The organism is Thalassotalea sp. SU-HH00458 (assembly GCF_040362795.1).
In the GTDB taxonomy this organism is placed as follows: Bacteria; Pseudomonadota; Gammaproteobacteria; order Enterobacterales; family Alteromonadaceae; genus Thalassotalea_H; species Thalassotalea_H castellviae.
Map to the genome: position 1 here is coordinate 339,990 of NZ_BAABWW010000001.1, position 20,164 is coordinate 360,153.

Sequence of the window (20,164 nt, forward strand, 5' to 3'; positions counted from 1 at the left end):
ATTTAGTTAAGTCACACACGTTTGAAGGGCTATTTTTAATGTTAAATAAGCAACGGTTTGATTACTTACCACGCGCTATTTACGAAGTATTTGATGAATTAGATATTCGCAAAGGACATTTAGCCAATGTCGTGATTGAGCCTAACATCGCGCTCTACTTGCCTATGGTGACTTATGTTTACGTGTCTAAAACTGAGCCCCGTTTAGCAAAACGGTTAAAAATAGGCTTAGAGAAATTGTTAGTCAGTGGTGAATTAAAAACCATCTTAGATAAATATTATCAAGAAGATATTAAACGAGCGGATTTGAAAAATCGCACTATTATTGAAATCCCCAATCCAAATTTTACCGATAAGGCGGTACTTAAGGAAAACTTATATTGGTATAAAAATTACTTGTAAAACATTAACGGTAATGAATACCTTTGGAAAGATTAGCGACAAACTAAATTATACGATTGCGGTTTGTTATTGATGAGCAAGATTTTTATTGGCAAAGAAAAGCAAAGTATTGAACAATTATCACTAATTATTTAATTCAGTTGAAATAAAAAACACTAGGTTTAAAACTAGTGTTTTTTAGCTTGTTGAATTTAAATAAAGCCAGTTATTGTTTAATTTTGCGCGAGGCTAAACCTATCAATCCTAATGCAAAGATCGCGATAGTTGAAGGCTCTGGTACTTCAACACCTTGGATAATATCAATACTTGATGAGGCCAACAGTGTAGAACCGTCAAATGCTGAAAGTTTAATGGTGTATACGCCAATATCAGTATTATTATAAATTAAAGGTCCGTCAAAAAATTCCATGTTCCAAGAGTTTTGTTGTGATGCTCCTGAGTTAGCATTATCGTTAGGGCTGTTAATTGGATCAAAAGATAAAAAATTGGTTGACGCTGAAGGATCAAAATCAATCTCCATTAAATAACTCAACTCTCCAAACTCAAATTGAGTGCCTGAAATGTCGATACTCCAATCCCAACTCCAAATGGAAGTGGTCGAGGCATTTGGAGCCCAGCCAAAACCAGACGGCGGTGCTATATTAGCAAAAGAGTATGTCCCATCCCCATTGCTATTATATATAGGCTGAGGATTATTATTTTCATCAAAACGTAATTTTCCACGAATACCTATTTCAATACCGTTATTTGTGTCAACAGTAAAACTGCCATTTTGGTTACCAGAGCCAAAGTGAACACCATTGACTAAATTTTGATCATAAAGTAAGCCAGCATTAGCTGCTCCACTTAATATCATCACCGTGCCTGCTATTGCTGAATTTATAAAATTAAATTTCATTTATTTCCCCTCATTTTCTCCCTTTATAAACAACAAACTAGAGAGTCACTTTAAATAATCACTTTGATTTTTTGTACTTTAATACAAAGAATATACCAAAAAGCAAATATATATAATTTACAGTAACTTAAAAGTTAGGTGGAATGCACAAAGACAGATACTGTAAAATTAATCGACACTAGGTAAATTAATTATTTGATTAATCAATGAATTTAAGTAGATATTGTGAATGCGTGAGAAGTGAGAAAACTTAATGAACATGGCCGTTACTTGTGAAGAAAAGTGAATACTAACTTCTCTTCCACACAAGTAACTTTAAATTGATTGATAAGTAACAAGTGTCAATCTAATTTAACATGGCTAATTGATTATGCTGCACTTGTTCACGCTTAACATATTTATACCATTGGCTGGCCATTTTTGCTGAACTGGTAATTTGTTCCGCTTCTTTTAGCGCCGCTAACGATTGTTCAAACTGTGCTAAATTAAAATAACTCATTCCTATAATAAGATGCATATCTCCGACTCGATCAATACCGCCTTTTGTCAGGGCACTATCGGCTGATTTGATCGCTAAATGCCAATTTTCAAGGTTTAGATACGCTTGCGCCAGTTGTGCGTCAAACTTACCGGTTTCATTAATTTCACCGGCCTTAATTAAGGCAGGAATCGCTTTTCTATCATTTTTAGCGGCTAAATACGCTTGCGCTAACATTTCATAATGACGTTCATTTGCAACAATTCGACCATCAGCAATGGTTTCTTCTAACAAAGTTGCTGCTTTGTAAGGAATGCCATTGAAACGGTAGAGTTGCGCTAACGTGACAATATCTTGTGCTTTCGTGATATATCCTGCCTGCCATGCGGTTTCCATAGCTGCTAATTGTTTAGCTTCTTGACCGATTTCACCATACATGCCACTCAGTTGTAACCAATATTCAGGTTTTTCATAATACTTAACTAATGACTCAAGTACTTCTGTCACCTTCTTAGGCTGTTTTAACTCATAATAATTCGCACGCTGAAGAATTAGCCAATTTTCTTTAGGTAGCTTATTTTTTGACTTAGCTTCATCGATCGCTTTGTTTATTGACGCAAGTGATGGCGCAAACTGCTTGTCTTGATAATAAACTTGAGCAAACAAGATATGTTGATCTGCCGTTAATTCTTTGGTGTTCACCTGTTGCCACTGCTTAAGATAAGTCAATGTTTCACGGTATTTTTGCTGCTGCATTGATAACTGCGCTAATGAGTATAATGTTGATAGTCTTAATGGCTCGGGGATCGCAACTTCAGCAATCACTTTCTCAAAACTGTCAATGGCAGCATCTAAATCTTCATTGCCGTAATGCATAAAACCATAAAAATTCCATAACATGGCTTTTTCATAGCTATTTAAGCTGTCAATACGGTTTTCTACTTCACCAAGTACTTCTAAACCTGCTTGCTTTCCTTCCTCATCTGCCAACTTTTGCGCTCTGGCAAGTTGCGCATATACGCGATTACGCATCGCCGGAACTTTTACCGATTGCTTAACAGGCTCAGCGGCATAACTTGCTGAAATATTGTTATCTGTCACTGGTAATAGATACAAGCTTCCCAGAGCTAACATTGAAATATATAAATTTTTCATTCGTTTTCCTCCGTTTATTTTTATTTAGCCATCAATTTCAAAAGAAATTTTATTTTGTACACCGGCTACTTCAGTTGGCGTACCATCAACAACACGCGGCTTATATTTAAATTTAAGTGCAGCATCAAGCGCCGCTCTGTCAAAAACCCCTTCAGGTTGTGCTTCAATGACGATAGGATCTCGAACTGAGCCATTTTTTGTCACGGTAAATTCAACAATGACATATCCCTCTAAGCCTCGTGATTGAGCACGTCGAGGATATATAGGCGCAACTTTTACTATCGGTAAATAATCGCCATCACTACTACCTAAACTAATTCCACCCGTTAATCCTGACGCAGTATCAACTTGTGCGGTAAAGTTGGTGCTCACGGCATTGACATTAGGATTAGCTTGCTGCATTTGCGGTTGTTGCATTTGCGGCGGTGGTTGTTTGGGTTGCGGTGGCTTTTGTGGTTTACGATCTTTTTTCACGATCGACTCTTCTTTTTTCAGACGAATAAAATCTAGCACGTTGCCACGTGGAGCTTCAGTAAGCACATCATTGCCACCAGCAATCAGTGCTTGCATACTCCACAGCAAGGCAAACGTAACTGCAATAGATAACGCGAAGCTAATGCCATATCGCCCGATATTATTTAAGCGAATATTGTTTAAGTTAGTATTCATCGGTTTTGTTAAACCTCTTGTGCGGCAATAGAAACGTCAAATACACCGGCCGCTCTTGCTGAGTCCATCACTTTAATCAAGATATCGGTCGTGGCTTTTTGATCCGCTTGAATCACTACCGTACCTTGTGGGTTTTCTGCTTTTAATCGCTCGATATTGGCTTGTACAGCACGTACATCGACTTTTCGCTTATTGATCCAAATATCGCCTTTATCACTAATGGCAACTAAGATATTTGCTCGTTCTTTCTTAACAGCAGTCGCCGCTTCTGGGCGATTCACTTCAATACCGGCTTCTTTGACAAAAGACGCGGTCACAATAAAAAAGATCAATAAGATAAAAACAACATCCAACATCGGCGTCATATTTATTTCTTCAGCTTCTTCTTGCTCTTGTAACACTTTTGATAATTGAGAACGCATGTTCTTAATCCTTATACTTTGTTAACTATTTTTATTAATGGCTCTTCTACTTTAACTAACTTGCTTATTAGTGAGCCATTGGCAATGAGTCTTCCATTTGTTCAGTACGACGTTTAGTTTTTCTTTGTAACCAAGTCACCATAAAAACACCGGATAATGATCCCACCATGCCTGCCATAGTTGGAATAGTGGCGCGAGAAACACCTGATGCCATAGAACGAGCATTACCGCTTCCCGAAATTGCCATCACATCAAACACTTCAATCATGCCAGTCACTGTTCCCAATAAACCCAGTAGTGGACATAACACCACCAAACTTTGAATGATGGCGACATTATTATTGAGTAATTCTGTGATGCGAGACACTTGGGCGATGCGTATTTGTTCCGCATTCCACGAATGTCGCTCTGCTCTATTTTGCCAATCGGCAATCATCTCGTTTCTAATATCTTTATAACTTTTCAAAAAGAAATATAAACGTTCAAAAATGAGCAACCACATTAAACAAATAACACCTGCGATGACGGTCAATACTTGACCGCCCGTATCAAGAAACTCACGAATGCTATTCATCATGTCGATGAATAAAACCATGACTTACGCTCCTTTCTCAGCAGGTTCTGCCATTTCAGCACGCTCTGCAATAATGCCAGCACTTTGTTGCTGTAAAACATTAATGATGCCGCGTGAACGGGTATTAAGCAGGGTTGAAATAAATACCATTGGAATTGCCACTACTAGACCCAATACCGTAGTAACAAGCGCTTGTGAGATGCCGCCTGCCATTAATTTTGGATCACCCGTACCAAATAATGTGATGGCTTGGAAAGTATTGATCATCCCGGTCACGGTACCCAACAAACCAATTAGAGGCGCGACAACAGAAACTATTTTAATCAAGGTTAATCGGCTCGTAAGCACTGGCACTTCTTTTAAAATACGTTCAGATAATTTCAATTCAAGCGTCTCAATATCCGCATCAAGATTATTATCTTTAACGAGCATCACGCGACCTAACGGGTTATCGTCTGAGGCAACTGATGTTTTTAATTGACGATTTACTTTATTGCCAATGAAGAATAATGAAATAAAACGCTCTAAAGCAATGAGAAGTCCAATAACACCTAACGCAATAATCACGTTACCTACCGGACCACCTTGTTCAATACGCTCTTGTGTATCAGGAGCTTGAACTAACAACCCTAAAATCGAACCGCCTGTTGGGTCTAAAGCAAATGGAACGGCGCCAGTATTGGCTTGTGTTAACTCGGCTGCGCTCTCTAAATATCGATTTGATGGTTGTCTAATAAGCTCAGCAATAGAACCTGTTTCATCAATATATTCTAAATATTTGCCGTTTGAAACTAAGTTAAAACCACCAACGCGAATCACGTCACTTTGAACTTTTTCACCATTTGCAGCCACAACCTGAGCACTAAATTTATGCACTTTACCGCTTTCAGTCATTTCACGTTGAAGCTCAAACCATAAACGCTCAATTTCTTCGATAGAAGCAAGCTTTGAACTTGAACCCATACTTTGTGCAAATTCATCTAGAAACTTCCCTCGACCAGGAATTTGCGCAGAAATAGTAGATGTTTGAAATTTACTTCTCGTATCGCCGGCCACTTGTTGCAGTACACCAAACAGTTCTTTTAATTCACCCATTCGCTTATTTAACGCGTCGGTTTTATTGGCAATATCTACTTCATTAACTTGATACGTATTTTCAAGCTCAGTACTTTTTGCAACCGCTTGCTCTCTTGAGGTAATAGCCTGTTTTAACAGCTGATCTTGTTGCGATTTTTTTGCCATAAACTCAGCTTCACGTTCGATATTTTGCTGAGTTTGAGCAATTTGACCTTTTTCAAGTTGCTTTAATAAGTCATCTAGGTTTGTGGCTTGTTGTGCATTGGCCGCTAAAACAAAAGAACATAGCGCAATTGATGTAAAAAATTTATTAAGTGTTTTCATGATAAAGCCTTATTCTGCTGAATCTTGTGCGATTGGCACAATAATAAGATCGGGGGCAAGCTGCTTACGTGCAATACGAAGTGCTTTATTAATATCGGTACGGTAATCAGCGGCTAAAGGCTTCCATGACTGGCTAGCTTTATCCCATATGCCCATTTTTTCACCATCTCGCGTTTGATAAACAAAACTCACTCGACCAATACGAAGAAAATCAACGTCTCTTTCTATGCCATCCACTAATTGAGTACCACTGTAAACTTCGATAGTACGGCCATAATCTACTTCTACTTGATATGCCTCTAAAACTCTGCGAAATTTTTCAGCAACCGAGACATCAGCTTGTTCAAGTAATTTTTCTAAATCTGCCGTTCTTTTACTGCGCTCTTCGGGTAAAAAAGGCACATCTAAGCGTACAAAGGTAATTAAGGTTTCAATCATTCTTGCCATTAATGGCGAGATTTGGCGTTCAATGATGCTGACTTGCTCCATCGAGGTTGCTAACTGTTGAAGTTCGGTTAGTTGATTATTTAATTGCGCCTGCATCTGTTTGTTGTAAACATTTAATCCATCAATTTCTTTATTAACTACTTTAAATTGTTGTAGTTTTGACTGAATTTGTTCATTGATTTTGTCGACTTTTTGCTGAGAAACATTGGCCGATTGATTAATTTTTTTACCAGCATTAACCACTTTGTTTAATTCTTCGTCTGAAGAAGTGTAGCCAATTGAATATCCATACATTGAAAAGGCTGACATGCTTATAAACAAACTTGTTTGTGCCCATTTTGTGACTTTCATATTAAAACCCTAAACGTAAATGTTTCTGCACTATTTTTCACATTATTTAAATAGCGCGATGACTAGTAAGTAAACTGCTTTTACTAGTTTGATAGATTACTGGGGATGAATTTTAATAACGAAGTGTTACACTAATGTTTCACTAATATTGCAACTTTATTAAATGACAAAAAAGTGACATTTTTCTTACAGTTAAAAGCATGTCGTGCAATATTCAATAGCTGACATAAAAATTGGTATCAAATAAAAAACCCGTCATGCGACGGGTTTTACTCATTAAATTTATCAGGCGATAAACTTAAAAGTCGTAGGTATAACTTAAACTAATTGATGTACCTATTTCTTTTTCACGTACGGCAATATCTGATTGGGTTACTTCTTGAGATTCATCTAAAAGGTTTTTCACTTTTAATTTGATCTGTGAGTTAAAATCAGGGTAGTACGTATATACCAAATCCAGTGCATGGAAAGGTTGTTCAAGAGCGTCCTCTCGACCACCGACACCAGAAGCAATAATGCGCTCACCGAAGACATTGTAAACCAATGAACCTGAGTGATTACCATCAGCTGAATCATAGTTTAATTGTAAATTTACTACGTATTCAGAATGACCACTCATGCGTTTAGTAGGATTTGTTAAGTTACCTGCTAAGGCTGGATCTATGCTGACTTCTGAATCACTTAAGGTAATATTACCTGAGGTAAAGAATCCGTCGGCAACTTTCACTAAGTCAACCATCCATTCAAACTCAACACCTTGCACTTCACCTGTTTCGCCATTAACAAAGGTGGCTGAATAATCTTCATCACCTACTTGTAAAACGGTTTCAATGGGAGATTCAATGTCTTTATAAAACGCAGCAACGGTATAGCTGTTACCATTATCAGCGTAATATTCATAACGTAAATCGTAGTTTTTAATTGGACTACTTTCTAAGCCAACACGACCAAAGGTTCTGATATCAGTTAGAGGATCATAGTAGGCTACCGGCACAACTTCACGTAGATCAGGCCTTACGATAGTTTCACCGTAGCTCGCGCGAATTTGATATTTTTCATTCGCCAAATATGTAAACGCAAGCGATGAAAATAAATCATCCGTAAAAATACTACCGGCTTCAATTTTCTCTGGCGCCCAAAAGATATTGAGATCTTCTTGACCAAAAATTAAACTAGAGGTACCCACCGAAGTTTGTTTAAACTCTTCATAACGGACACCACCACTGACTCTAAACTTATTATCAATAATGACATCAAAAGCGCCGTATGCCGCATCAATCTTTTGCGCAGCAATATAGTCATCAGCATCAGGGGCTGAAGGTTCGTTAAAATCAACTAATATACGTTGACCCGAAATAAATGAGTCACTTAAATAGCCACTATTTGAGAGTGGCGATTGTGAACCATCATTAATTTCGATACCAGAACCTGATTTATTATGAACAGCAAAACTTGACGTTGTATAATTACGGCCACGGTCTGAAAAGTCATAACCGGCTTTAAATTCTAATTCAAAACCTTTTGCATAAATAGGTAACGTAAGGTTACCGCCGTATGAATTAACTCTGTCTTCCATATCCGTATATGAATATACAGCTCTGTTGTCATCACCGGTTATGGTTGAATTTGCATAGCTACCATTGGTGAAGTTATCTCTAAAGTTATATTTACTGCTAAACGGGATTTCTGTTTCAGCTTTAGACCGGGTATATTGCCAATCAAAACCTAATCCCCAATAATCAACAAAGGTATGCTGACCCAATAATTGAGAAACATGTAAAGTGCGTTCTTCATAATCAAATTCATGAACACGATTTGCTCTATCGTCAACTGCCACGGTATAAATTGTACTACCGCCAGCACTTTCAACTTGTGAAACTTCTACTTCATCTTCGTTATCAACTAAATAGAGGTTGTTCCAAGAAATTGAATGATTATCAAGCTTATAACCTAAGTTTAATACGCCGCTATAACGTTCATTTTCAGTGGTTTCTGTTGAATGCTTAACGGTATTGAAACAAGAACTTGCAACATCTTCTGCCGTGGCTAAGGTAGTGGAACAATCCGCTTCAACATCTTGTGCAATTACCGAAGTTTTCTTTTCAGCTGAATCCCACTTAGTTTCATAAGCGATAGATGCTAGGAAGCCCAATTGACCACCAAAATAATTTTCATCAAAGCTATTACCAATATGTGCTTTTATATTGTAAGCAGGATCTAATGATTCTTCTGAAATCACTAAATCTCTTGGTAATGAACTTAACAAGCCATTATTTATTGCAATAGCTTGTTCTGAAACGGTTTGGCTTTCAGTATCAGTTAAATTTGAACGCTTGATAATATTGTCAATGGTAAAACGACCACGATAATCAACAATCGCATTCTTCAAGGCTGTTGAAATACCACCGCTTGGGCGATTATACGTTAAGCCGTCACTGGCACTGGTATCATGTGCTAAACCAATTTCAATGCTTGAGGTGAAGTCACTTGGTACTGATTTAGTTCGAATATCAATAGCACCACCACCAAAAGCGGCCGGCATATTGGCTGAAAATGCTTTTTGAACCGCCATACTTTCAATGATACTTGAAGGGATAATATCAAGCGGTACCACATTACGTGTTAAATCAGGACTTGGGATATTAGCGCCGTTTAATCGAGCACTTGAGTAACGCTCACCCAAACCACGTACATAAATAAACTTGCCATCAACCAGTGTTAAACCAGTAACACGTTTAAGCGCTGAAGCGGCATCACTATCACCCGTTCTAGACATCTGCTCTGCGCCAAGAATGTCAGCGACAAAAGCTTGGTTTTTTCGTTCAGCAATTACCGCAGCAGCACTACCTTGCAAACGAGTTGCTTTTGCTACAACTTCTTCCATCACCTGTTGCTCTTCTTCTTGAGCAATAGCAACGCTAGTATAGCTGAACAAACCTAGCCCCACAGCAACAGCGAGCTTTTGGAGTTTATATTGATTTGTCATTTCTTTTTCCTAATTCAGTTCAATAAAAAGGCGCCTTTAATAAATTAAGTGGCGCCTTATTAAATGGTTGGTATTTAGTCGTTGTTAGCTGCAGTAACTGCTGCTTCAACCCACTGATACCAAGCTGAACTAGTGTCTTGGTCTGATACAGCACCGATATAGTCAACTGTATCGAAGAAGCTTGAATCTAAACCAGATAAATCGTTAGCTGAAATTGTCACATCGGTAGAGCTAGTGTTAGTTGAGAAACCATCCGCAGAAATTACATCAGCATCGCCACCTACACGTTGGTTTACACCACCGTTTTCATACCATTGCTCAACTGACATATTTGCCGGCATTTGCGTAGCGTCAGCAAATTCAGATGCACAAGCTAATACTGAGTTGTTGAAAGTGATTTCAGCTGCATTTTTCAAACCGTCTGATGAAAACGCGATACAGTCTGTACCATTTGAAGCATCAGTTTTAACATCTAACACGTTGTAATAATTCGTTTTGATTGAATCATCAAACTTATGAGCTGTTGAAGGGTCACCATCACGTACTGACGAACCATCGGTAGTAATTACCGTTACATTTGCAATAGTTGGGAAAGATGCAGGTGCGTCACTGTAATCGTCACCGCCATTTTTCTCACCATCTGTTTCAAAACCATTGTTACCCATGTATGCAGTCGCGCCATCACGTGTAGTTACTGTACCGTGTTGAATAAATAAGAATTGAGCGCTACCTTGCCAGCCTGCATCGATATCGATGGCATCATCTTGCGTATCTGTTACTACGATATGTTTGATGTTTGAAGCACCACCGAAAAACTCGATACCATCATCAAAACCTTGGTGAATATGAAGATAATCAAACGAAGAACCTGAACCAACAGCGTTTAGTGTTAATGAGTTCAAATCATCACCTTCACCACCTACGCGAGGACCAGAACCAGCATACCAAATTTTTGCCCATTTGATGTTACCGCTTCCGTCAGTATTATCATTACCACCAAAGTAACTCGTAATACCTTCTGAACCAACATCACAAGTGCTTGCAGCACGTTGAGCATTAGTACATTGGTTCGTTAAACCGTTACCGTTAATGATGATTCCGCCCCAATCAGCGTATTGTGCACCATTACCTTCAAGATCATGACGATCATAAGCAAATGCAGAAGTAAAAGTGACTGGCTTAGCAGCAGTACCTACCGCTTGAATTTTCGCGCCACGTGCAATACGAATAATCGCTTCACCTGATTTAAATGCTAATGTAGCACCAGGTTTAACCGTCATAGTAGGACCATTTACTGGCACTTCAAAACCTTCTGATTTACGGCCATCAGCACCAATTAATAACGCATCTTCAAACACATGAATACCACCATTAGGTAATTCTTCAAACGTAAGGTTTGCTGTAATAGAGATGTTTTTGCTGGCAAATGAGTCATTGTATAAACAATCTAAACCGTCAAAAGCACCTTCTACTGTACCGGCTTCAGTTTCATAACTTGTACATTCAACGGTTTCAGTTGCACCATTATCAACAGTATTATTTGAGTTATTGACACTGTTGTCAGTTGTTGAACTATTGTCATTTACTGTAGGGGTGATCTGAATATCGCCACCACAACCAACTAATGTTAAAGCACATGCTATCGCGCTTACTTTGAATAGTGATTTCATTTGCATTTCTTTTTGCTCCGAAGATATATAGTTTTAAATGTGTTCAAACTGGCTAAATGAAGATTTATCATGGTTTTCTCTCTTTGTTTTTTTTAGTAACAAAGACATCAAAAAAACTTCATTTAGACAGCTTGACTAAAAGTTGTAGCTATCCTACTGGGGAAAAATGACAGAAATGTTTTAGAAATATGTAGTTTTTGTTGCTAAAGAATGACAGTAATATGACAAGGCATACGCCTATTCTAAAATGATGATTTTTGTACAAGAATACAAAAAAAGGCCTAGAAAATGCTAGACCTTTCAATGAGTTAATTAAACTTTAGTTAGTAAATAGTTTACAAACCTAACTTTTTATATTCTTTTTGTACAACAGAGTTTGGCAATGGAATATAGCCATCTTTTTCAACTATTTTTTGTCCTGACTTAGATAAAACCATTTTCAAAAATTCTGCTTCCATCGGTGCTAAAGGCTTATTTGGGTGCTTGTTAACATACACATATAAAAAGCGAGATAATGGGTATTTTTTCGATACGGCATTCGCCATATTCGCTTCTACGAAGTTATCACCTTTCTTTGATAAAGGTAAAGCACGTACACCTGATGTTTGGTAACCAATGCCAGAATAGCCAATACCATTTAATGAAGCAGAAACAGATTGCACAACTGATGCAGAACCAGGTTGTTCATTGACATTGTTTTTAAAGTCACCTTTACAAAGGGCTTTCTTTTTGAAGTAACCATAAGTACCAGAAACTGAGTTACGACCGTAAAGCTGTATATCTTTACCTGTCCACTCACCAGAAAGACCTAAATCGCCCCAACGATCTACTTCTTTTAACGCACCACACTTACGGTTGTTAGAAAAAATGGCGTCTACTTGGTCAATACGTAACCCTTTTAATGGATTATCTTTATGAACAAACACCGCTAATGCATCAATTGCAACACGAACAGCAGTCGGCTTATAACCGTAGCGCTTTTCAAATGCTTCGATTTCACGAGACTTCATTTTACGACTCATTGGCCCTAAGTTTGATGTTGCTTCAGTTAATGCTGGTGGAGCAGTAGAAGAACCGGCCGCTTGAATTTGTACATTAACGTTAGGGTAAGTACGTTTAAACTCTTCTGCCCAAAAGGTCATCATATTCGCTAAGGTATCAGAGCCAACTGATGACACATTACCTGAAACACCACTTACTTTTTTGTAAACAGGTAAATCTTTAACTACCGCGACAGATGAAAAACTCACCATACTTGCTAAACCAATGATGCCTAAGGCACGTTTGATACTCATAATTTTCTCCAATGAGACTTGTATACCAAATTGATTATTCAATGGTATAACCTTGTTAATTTGTGAACACTATATAAAGCTAATATGACAATTATATTTAAGGTTTGTGACACTTATATGACAAAGGTAAAATAACTGTCATAAATTTGAAGTATTGTTACCTTTGATTGAAAAACCTTTGCTAGTCAGTATTTTTCAGTGAGGGAAACCATAAAAGGTGAAGAAATCGTTTAGATAGATAAAAGGATTTAAGGGACTGTTCGAATACATTTAGGATCAAAGTAAATAATAAATTCACTCCCCATTCCCCATTTAGAATTAATTGAAAGTTCAGCATGATGATGATTCAAGACGTGCTTAACAATCGCTAACCCTAAACCTGACCCACCGGTGTCACGAGATCTCGATTTATCGACTCGAAAGAATCGTTCAGTAATTCTATTAACGTTTTCAGGGCGAATACCAGGGCCATCGTCTTTGACTGAAAATTTAGCTTTATTTCCATCCATTTGCCACGAGATATGAATATTGCCATTGGCTTGTGTATAACTAATTGCATTGGATATTAAATTTAAACAGGCACTTTTAATTTCGTTATCAATGCCTTCTATCGCAAGGTGATCATCAATATTTGCTGTTATATGATGTTTTTTATCTTGATTAAGCCATTTACTGTCTTCAACTAAGGCACGAATCAACTTAGGCATATCAATTAACTGTTTATCATCTTCATCAATATTTATTTCTACCCGAGAAAGTATCAGTAACTGCTCAACTAAACGATCCATTCTCGATACTTGAGTATCCATGGTATTGAAGACTTTTTGCCAATAAGGATCTAACGCATGTTCAGTCATTTGTACCATTTCTACATAACCACGCACCACAGTCAGCGGCGTCTTTAATTCATGAGAAACATTAGCAACAAAATCACGACGCATTTCTTCAAGGCGATGCACTTTACTGACATCTCTTGCAAGAAATAACACTTGCTCGCTGCCATAGGCCATTAAACGTAACTCTAAAACCAATTCAGCATTAATCGGTGAAGGGATATGACAAGGGGATTCAAAATTTGCATCTTCTAGGTATTGGCTAAACTCTGGAAATCTTAATAAGTTATCAATTCGTTGACCAATATCGCCTGGCCAGCGAATGCCAAGTAAACGTTGTGCTTTTTTATTGCCCCATTCAATGGTTAAGTCATCTGACAAAACAAGCGCAGCATCAGGTAAAGCCTCAGCACCATCTCTAAATTGACGAATTTTGGCATTAAGTAACTTGTGTTTTTTACGGTGTTTTTTTGTCTGATGGTAAAGTCCGTCATATATTCTGCCCCAGATACCTTCGGCTTCTGGTGGAGATATAGCTTTACTGCGCCACAACCATGTTATTAATTTAAATAAATGGTGATAATGCCAAACTAAAATAGTTACCGCGCTAAGCGCAACAAATAAAAAAGTATTGCCAACTAAAAAGCCAACAGCTGCACTTAATACTAAAATAACGATTAAACGGCTAATTATGGTTCTTGCAGATAAACGAAAAAACATATTTGCGAACTTTAGAGACTCATTTTTATTTTGCCAGAGAAGCGATATCCCGAGCCGCGTACTGTTTGAATAAAGTCTTCATGACCTTCTCCAGCAATCGCTTTTCGTAATCGTCTTATGTGAACATCGACCGTTCTGTCTTCAACATAAACATTCGTGCCCCAAACATTATCTAATAATTGTTCACGACTATAAACTCTTTCTGTGTGTGTCATAAAAAAATGCAAGAGTCTAAATTCTGTAGGGCCTAAATCTAATGCTCTTTCATTGATCGAAACTCGATGCGCAACAGGGTCAAGCTTCATGCCATGAAATTCAATCGCTTCTTCAAGTGCCGTTGGTGAAACTCGACGAATAACCGCTTTAATACGTGCGATTAATTCTTTCGGCGAAAATGGTTTCGTCACATAATCGTCAACGCCGACATCAAAACCTTTTACTTTATCATCTTCATCCGCACGTGCGGTTAACATAATAATAGGAATTGAACGGGTGTATTCATTCTGTTTTAAAGTTTTTGCTAGCTTAACGCCAGTTCCACCAGGAAGCATCCAATCAAGTAAAATAAGATCTGGATAGGGTTCAACAATCTTTGACTTTGCCTCCTCATAGTCTTCTGCTTCAATGGTATTAAAACCATTTTGCTCTAACACAAAGGTGATCATTTCCCTGATCGGCGTTTCATCTTCCACAACTAAAATCTGTCTGTTCATGTAAAAAATTTCCTGATGGTCTATCGACAACTTCTAATGAACATTGTGATAAGTTTTTGTGACAATTTTATTACACACTTGAAATTTTAGTTAATCATTCACTATCAAGTTACTTAAGGCAAGAAAAAAGCGACCTAAAGTCGCTTTAATTACAGATATTAGAAAAAGAGATTAAAACTTATACTCAATCCCAGCCCCTAAGTAGTCTTCATCAGCACCACTGTCCATATCAAATGTAGTATAAAAACCATATAATTTGGTATTTTTAGCAAGTTTATAGTCAGCACCTAGAGTCACACCTGACTTATCATCACCGCCATCAAAATTCGCGGTTTGTAATTGCGCTTTTAATACCCAGCTATCGATAGAATATTTAGCTGAGGCAAGAAAACCATCCATTTCTTTTCCAGAAGACACTTCTTCTTGAGTTTGTAACATTGCGCCTAAAGTAACCCCTGCTAACTTACCTTGAACCGTTGCACGAGTGACATCGTATCCTTTCATTTCAGAATCAAACGCTAAAGCAGCATACCATTGAGATTTTTTTAGTGCGGCATCACCGTAAGTAACAGCAAAAGAGGTAGCATCATCACCATCTACGCTATCTTCAACGACATAAGTAACACCCACTTGAAAGTGATTAAAGCTCTTAGATTTATAAGTAATGGAATCAGACATACGGTTTTCACCTTTCCATAAACTTTTAATATCACCATTTAAATCACTAAATAAATCAACTTTTCCTTGAGACTGTTTCAACACGGTATCATTGTTTCCAAGCAATACTTGACCAAAATTTCCTTTTAAGCCAATGTACTGATTTCTATCTGTGATGCTGTCACCTTTCGCTGAATCACCATCTAGGTCAACTTGAAATTCAGCTTTATAAACGACCGTTAAATCGTCTGACAATTCATGGGTGCCTTTAAAACCAATGCGAGAGGCATTACTTTTAACCTCAGTAAACGAACCTTCCCCTTCATCAGAAGATTGAACTGAAACATTGGCTTTACCATAAATAGTAACATCGGCAGCCAATGACGACACAGATAATGTGGCTAATAATGCTGTAGCCAAAGTGCTATATGAAAGTTTCATATCTAAACCCTTAAAATTTGCTTAGTATTTATTTACCGCATATTGTGCCGATCAAAGATGACACTTTTGTGACAATATGTACGTTTTTTTACAGAAAAGTGAAATAATAGAGATGTTTTTATGTCAGTGTTATTTCACTTTTATGACATATCAGCCATTTTTAATTTTTAAAAGTATAGTCTATAGTATGGAAAACTAAGTCTTTTTTTACTAATTTTTGCCAAATAAACAAAAAAACACTTTAATCATCTATCAAAAGCGCTATTATCAAATAATCAACGGGGCTATAAAGAAAATAAAATGAAAGTAACTAGCATTTCTCGAAAGCTTTTAACTCGTGTATTGTCATTTTATTTTGTCTTAACCTTTTTAGTGACCTGTGTTCAAATTGGTGCTGAATATATCAATACCAAAAGTCATATCAATAGCGAATTACTCACCTTAGAAAAAACCTTTAGTAGTAGTTTAACTCGCGCCGTATGGGAGTTAAACACGCAACAAGCTATCGACATTGCTGAAGGTTTAGTTGCGATCCCTATGATAAAAGGGATAAAAGTTACTGATGAAAACAATCAAATCATTACGCAATTAGGTGAGAATAGAACACAAGACGGCGACATTAAATTAGATAATAAAGAAAAAAGTTATTTTAATATAAGTTCATTATCTGAAGGGCTCTTTGGCTATAGTTTCCCACTGATTTTTGAGTTTTCCGGTCGTACTACCAAAGTCGGTACGGTGACATTGCTTTCGAGTAATCAGGTAATTTTTGATCGTATTGAAGTCGGGATATATTTCCTTATTGGCAACGCCATGGTGAAAACCGCCGCATTAGTCTTTTTATTTTCGATTGCCTTTTCACAACTATTAACCAACCCGCTTAATGAATTAACTGAACAAATTAACCAATTCGATATCGACGATCCAGAAGCATCCAAACTTCATATTGTCAATTATGAAAGAAACGAATTGAGTATTTTACAAAATGCCTATAATAATCTTTTATCCGAATTATCCCGCTATAAAGAAGAGCTCGCCACTGCGCAAAGTGAGATTATTGACTCAAATAACAAACTCGATGAACAAAACTTAATGTTAGAACAAGAAGTTGCGAAAAAAACCTCTTCATTAAGTACCACTATGTTAAAAATGGAAATGCAGCAAAGAGAGTTACTCGCTCAACAAGGGCAACTCAAAGCAGAAAATAGTCGAAGAAGCCAAACAGAAAAAACATTAACCAATACCAATGATGAACTTAAGAGTTCGATTCAAGAGCTTAGGAAAGCCCAAGAAAGATTATTAGATGCCGAAAAAATGGCGACACTTGGAACCTTATCAGCTGAGATTACTCATGAAATTAACACCCCAATTGGAGTAAGTATTACTTCAACGAGTTACTTATCTGATCTACTGACTAAACTTAATGATGAAATAGACAGTAATAAGTTAAGTAAGCGTGGCCTAGATGAATTTAGACAAAATGCGAATCAAAGCGTTGAATTATTAATTAATAATCTCAATCGAGCTTCCGATCTCATTAGTAGCTACAAACAAGTTGCCGTTGACCAAACGAGCGACAAGATCCGTCATATAAATCTGGCAAAATATATCAATGAAATAATCAAATCATTACACCCTAAACTGAAAAAAACCAAGCATGAAATCAACATTGATTGTTCTGATACTATCGAAGTTTATTGTCATGCTGGCGCTATCTCGCAAATTTTTACTAACTTAATCATTAACTCAATTATTCACGGTTTTGAAGGTATTGAACAAGGTGAAATCAATATTAAAGTTGAGATGCAAAATGATGAAGTACAAATTACCTATGCTGATAACGGCTTAGGCATTCCAAAAGAATCTTTACCCTCATTATTTGACCCATTTTTTACAACTAAGTCAGGTAGAGGCGGTAGCGGTTTAGGCACACATATTGTTCAAAATTTAGTTACAGATACGCTAAACGGCACTATTGTTGCGAGTTCAGAAGAAAACCAAGGTTTAAGTTACCTCATTACCTTTAAAGATATGCGCTAAACAAACCATTATCTCACCATGAAATGTATGACTCATTAAATGAATTAAGTTAAGATAGTTTCCTTTTTGTTTACCGGCCTAAAAATGGCCGAAGGATAGCTTTAATGTGGTTCAAAAACCTCTACTTTTTCGCCTTTACTCGCCCGTTTGAATGGTCAGAACAAGATCTCGAAAAACACCTTGGTGAGCATCTATTTACTCCTTGTGGTTCAACTGAAATGTCACATTTTGGTTGGGTAAATGCGCTTGGAAAAAATGGCAGCAGTACTGTCCACTCAGTCAATGGCAATCACTTATTGTGTGCAAGAAAAGAAGAGAAAATTTTACCAGCACCAGTAATTAAAGATATGCTTGAAGAAAAAATAGCCCTGTTAGAAACAGAGCAGTCGCGTAGTGCAACTAAAAAAGAAAAAGAACAATTTAAAGAAGATATTATTTTTGAATTATTACCGCGCGCTTTTTCTCGAGTGACAGACACTCATGCTTATATTAATCCTGAACACAATATTATTGTGATCAATACCAGTAGTAGAAGTAAAGCAGAAGACTTTCTTGCCTTGTTAAGAAAAGTCTTAGGCACCTTACCTGTTACGAGTGTATCTCCTGAAAAAGCACCCGATGAAATGATGACCGATTGGCTTACCGAGCATAACCTCGGTGATAATTTTCAATTAGGTTTAGAAGCTGAACTTCATGGTTTAGGTGATGATGGCGCCGTTGTCCGTGTTAAAAATCAAGAGCTTGATAGTGATGAAATTAAAGCGCATTTAGATGCCGAAAAGTTTGTTGTTAAGCTTGCTTTAGAATGGGATGATGCTATGTCGTGTATTTTATGTGACGATCTGGCAATAAAACGCGTCAAGTTTTTTGATGTTATTCATGAACAAAATGAAGATATTGATAAAGATGACATAGTGGCTCGTCTAGATGCTGATTTTGCGTTAATGGCCGGTGAAATAAATCGTTTCATTCATGATTTATTAGCAGAATTTTCTGTCAAAACTACCGATTATTTAGAAGACTAACCAATCATTAAACATCAAAAAGGCGCTTGATCGGCGCCTTTTTATTTATGTCAAAACGATTGTTCTCTAATAAACTTTAACTAAACATGGTTTTCACATCAGAAACCATGGCTTTAAACTCATCACTCTCCATAAAGTTAACATCAGGCATGATCCCTTTCGCGACGTAACGCTTAAGTAAAGTCTCTTTCGTCGATTCGTTTTTAAATATATTATGGTAAATTGCCCCTGAACGAATAAAATCTAAATAATGAACTTCTTCAGGTAATATCGTTAAATCACTCCAAGTTTGTACAATTTCTGTAAAATCTTCTGATAATCCCCACGCTTTAGTAACCTCAGCGCCAACACGACTCGAAAGCTTGATAATAGCTTGCTGTAAAAAGGTTGGATTAGCAAACACATCAGGATGACTTTCTGCTTCCGTTAAAATGGGTAAAACACCAATACTATGAATTAATGCAGCTAAGGTAACCGTTTCTAACATTAATGGAGAATGTTTGTTTTTCTTTAAATAAAACGTCATTAAAGAAATAGCGACTGAAGCGACATCAACAGTTTTAGACCATGATTTTTTCAAATACATGGAAACTATTTCATTTTCAGAAATAAATACTTGTTCTAATGCCATTGCGGTAGCAATGCTTTTTATTTGCCTTAAGCCAATTCTTGTAACGGCTTGATTCACAGTTTCAACTTTAATACCACGGCCTAACATAGCGCTATTAGCAACTTTTAGCATACCCATTGATAAAGCAGCATCATGAGAAATAATCTCACTCATCTGGCCAAGATTAATTTCTGGATCATCTGCTGCTTCTCTCACTCTTAAAGCAACTTCAGGTAATGTCGGTAAGACTAAAGATTCTTGTTTAATTTTTTCCACCAATATGGTGTAAAGCGCATTTTCCGTTCCCATAAAGAACCTCTTAAAAAATTATTTCTCTTTTTTAAAAGTAGCACATATTTCTGATAAAACTGGAAAAAA

At 37.1% G+C, this 20,164-nt stretch carries 17 protein-coding genes; 3 read left to right on the forward strand and 14 right to left on the reverse strand.

The genetic code is table 11. The features are described 5' to 3' along the window. Positions 1–38 precede the first annotated feature (38 nt). Positions 39–401 (forward strand): hypothetical protein, encoded by a 363-nt coding sequence (locus tag ABXH06_RS01535; protein WP_353517053.1) that lies wholly within the window; start codon positions 39–41, stop codon positions 399–401. A gap of 205 nt (positions 402–606) precedes the next feature. Here the strand turns inward: ABXH06_RS01535 and ABXH06_RS01540 are convergent, their stop codons facing one another. From ABXH06_RS01540 to ABXH06_RS01600, 13 genes are all read right to left on the reverse strand, one after another. Beyond that, positions 607–1,299 (reverse strand): PEP-CTERM sorting domain-containing protein, encoded by a 693-nt coding sequence (locus ABXH06_RS01540; RefSeq protein WP_311578169.1) that lies wholly within the window; start codon positions 1,297–1,299, stop codon positions 607–609. A gap of 346 nt (positions 1,300–1,645) precedes the next feature. Then, positions 1,646–2,932 carry a tetratricopeptide repeat protein gene (locus tag ABXH06_RS01545; RefSeq protein WP_311578172.1) on the reverse strand — a complete coding sequence of 429 codons (1,287 nt, stop codon included), beginning with the start codon at positions 2,930–2,932 and terminating at the stop codon, positions 1,646–1,648. Positions 2,933–2,956: 24 nt separating this feature from the next. Next, positions 2,957–3,601: an energy transducer TonB gene (locus ABXH06_RS01550; RefSeq protein ID WP_311578175.1), complete on the reverse strand. Its 645-nt coding sequence runs from the start codon at positions 3,599–3,601 to the stop codon at positions 2,957–2,959. A gap of 8 nt (positions 3,602–3,609) precedes the next feature. Then, entirely contained in the window at positions 3,610–4,023 is a 414-nt protein-coding gene (locus tag ABXH06_RS01555) for an ExbD/TolR family protein (protein ID WP_311578178.1), read from the reverse strand. A 67-nt stretch (positions 4,024–4,090) separates the two neighbouring features. Then, complete coding sequence (locus ABXH06_RS01560; RefSeq protein WP_311578181.1) at positions 4,091–4,618, reverse strand: MotA/TolQ/ExbB proton channel family protein; 528 nt, start codon at positions 4,616–4,618, stop codon at positions 4,091–4,093. 3 nt (positions 4,619–4,621) lie between these two features. Continuing rightward, positions 4,622–5,998, reverse strand: coding sequence for a MotA/TolQ/ExbB proton channel family protein (locus ABXH06_RS01565; protein ID WP_353517054.1), 1,377 nt, complete (start codon positions 5,996–5,998; stop codon positions 4,622–4,624). A gap of 9 nt (positions 5,999–6,007) precedes the next feature. Next, entirely contained in the window at positions 6,008–6,796 is a 789-nt protein-coding gene (locus tag ABXH06_RS01570; RefSeq protein WP_353517055.1) for a DUF3450 domain-containing protein, read from the reverse strand. 298 nt (positions 6,797–7,094) lie between these two features. Further along, positions 7,095–9,782 (reverse strand): TonB-dependent receptor domain-containing protein, encoded by a 2,688-nt coding sequence (locus tag ABXH06_RS01575; protein ID WP_353517056.1) that lies wholly within the window; start codon positions 9,780–9,782, stop codon positions 7,095–7,097. 74 nt (positions 9,783–9,856) lie between these two features. After that, positions 9,857–11,458: a beta-helix domain-containing protein gene (locus ABXH06_RS01580; RefSeq protein WP_311578190.1), complete on the reverse strand. Its 1,602-nt coding sequence runs from the start codon at positions 11,456–11,458 to the stop codon at positions 9,857–9,859. A 329-nt stretch (positions 11,459–11,787) separates the two neighbouring features. Next, on the reverse strand, positions 11,788–12,747 hold the full coding sequence (locus ABXH06_RS01585; RefSeq protein WP_353517057.1) for a PstS family phosphate ABC transporter substrate-binding protein: 960 nt from the start codon (positions 12,745–12,747) through the stop codon (positions 11,788–11,790). A gap of 248 nt (positions 12,748–12,995) precedes the next feature. After that, a complete protein-coding gene (gene phoR, locus ABXH06_RS01590; protein WP_353517058.1) occupies positions 12,996–14,300 on the reverse strand; it encodes a phosphate regulon sensor histidine kinase PhoR in 1,305 nt (434 codons plus the stop codon). Between the two features lie 11 nt (positions 14,301–14,311). Continuing rightward, a complete protein-coding gene (phoB, locus tag ABXH06_RS01595) occupies positions 14,312–15,013 on the reverse strand; it encodes a phosphate regulon transcriptional regulator PhoB (protein WP_311578198.1) in 702 nt (233 codons plus the stop codon). Positions 15,014–15,184: 171 nt separating this feature from the next. After that, positions 15,185–16,111 carry a porin gene (locus ABXH06_RS01600; RefSeq protein WP_311578201.1) on the reverse strand — a complete coding sequence of 309 codons (927 nt, stop codon included), beginning with the start codon at positions 16,109–16,111 and terminating at the stop codon, positions 15,185–15,187. Positions 16,112–16,411: 300 nt separating this feature from the next. On the opposite strand from ABXH06_RS01600, the gene ABXH06_RS01605 reads away from it, so the two are divergent. Together ABXH06_RS01605 and rdgC are read left to right on the forward strand one after the other, a co-directional pair. Further along, positions 16,412–18,151 (forward strand): ATP-binding protein, encoded by a 1,740-nt coding sequence (locus ABXH06_RS01605; protein WP_353517059.1) that lies wholly within the window; start codon positions 16,412–16,414, stop codon positions 18,149–18,151. A gap of 104 nt (positions 18,152–18,255) precedes the next feature. Then, positions 18,256–19,176, forward strand: coding sequence for a recombination-associated protein RdgC (gene rdgC, locus ABXH06_RS01610; RefSeq protein ID WP_311578208.1), 921 nt, complete (start codon positions 18,256–18,258; stop codon positions 19,174–19,176). A 76-nt stretch (positions 19,177–19,252) separates the two neighbouring features. Here rdgC and ABXH06_RS01615 read toward each other — a convergent pair whose 3' ends face one another. Next, positions 19,253–20,095: an HDOD domain-containing protein gene (locus ABXH06_RS01615; protein WP_311578211.1), complete on the reverse strand. Its 843-nt coding sequence runs from the start codon at positions 20,093–20,095 to the stop codon at positions 19,253–19,255. Positions 20,096–20,164 lie beyond the last annotated feature (69 nt).

Excerpts from the sequence above, each read along its gene's own strand:
- ABXH06_RS01535 (WP_353517053.1), top strand. The coding sequence starts at position 39 with ATGTTAAATAAGCAACGGTTTGATTACTTACCACGCGCTATTTACGAA.
- ABXH06_RS01540 (WP_311578169.1), bottom strand. The coding sequence starts at position 1,299 with ATGAAATTTAATTTTATAAATTCAGCAATAGCAGGCACGGTGATGATA.
- ABXH06_RS01545 (WP_311578172.1), bottom strand. The coding sequence starts at position 2,932 with ATGAAAAATTTATATATTTCAATGTTAGCTCTGGGAAGCTTGTATCTA.
- ABXH06_RS01550 (WP_311578175.1), bottom strand. The coding sequence starts at position 3,601 with ATGAATACTAACTTAAACAATATTCGCTTAAATAATATCGGGCGATAT.
- ABXH06_RS01555 (WP_311578178.1), bottom strand. The coding sequence starts at position 4,023 with ATGCGTTCTCAATTATCAAAAGTGTTACAAGAGCAAGAAGAAGCTGAA.
- ABXH06_RS01560 (WP_311578181.1), bottom strand. The coding sequence starts at position 4,618 with ATGGTTTTATTCATCGACATGATGAATAGCATTCGTGAGTTTCTTGAT.
- ABXH06_RS01565 (WP_353517054.1), bottom strand. The coding sequence starts at position 5,998 with ATGAAAACACTTAATAAATTTTTTACATCAATTGCGCTATGTTCTTTT.
- ABXH06_RS01570 (WP_353517055.1), bottom strand. The coding sequence starts at position 6,796 with ATGAAAGTCACAAAATGGGCACAAACAAGTTTGTTTATAAGCATGTCA.
- ABXH06_RS01575 (WP_353517056.1), bottom strand. The coding sequence starts at position 9,782 with ATGACAAATCAATATAAACTCCAAAAGCTCGCTGTTGCTGTGGGGCTA.
- ABXH06_RS01580 (WP_311578190.1), bottom strand. The coding sequence starts at position 11,458 with ATGCAAATGAAATCACTATTCAAAGTAAGCGCGATAGCATGTGCTTTA.
- ABXH06_RS01585 (WP_353517057.1), bottom strand. The coding sequence starts at position 12,747 with ATGAGTATCAAACGTGCCTTAGGCATCATTGGTTTAGCAAGTATGGTG.
- phoR (WP_353517058.1), bottom strand. The coding sequence starts at position 14,300 with ATGTTTTTTCGTTTATCTGCAAGAACCATAATTAGCCGTTTAATCGTT.
- phoB (WP_311578198.1), bottom strand. The coding sequence starts at position 15,013 with ATGAACAGACAGATTTTAGTTGTGGAAGATGAAACGCCGATCAGGGAA.
- ABXH06_RS01600 (WP_311578201.1), bottom strand. The coding sequence starts at position 16,111 with ATGAAACTTTCATATAGCACTTTGGCTACAGCATTATTAGCCACATTA.
- ABXH06_RS01605 (WP_353517059.1), top strand. The coding sequence starts at position 16,412 with ATGAAAGTAACTAGCATTTCTCGAAAGCTTTTAACTCGTGTATTGTCA.
- rdgC (WP_311578208.1), top strand. The coding sequence starts at position 18,256 with ATGTGGTTCAAAAACCTCTACTTTTTCGCCTTTACTCGCCCGTTTGAA.
- ABXH06_RS01615 (WP_311578211.1), bottom strand. The coding sequence starts at position 20,095 with ATGGGAACGGAAAATGCGCTTTACACCATATTGGTGGAAAAAATTAAA.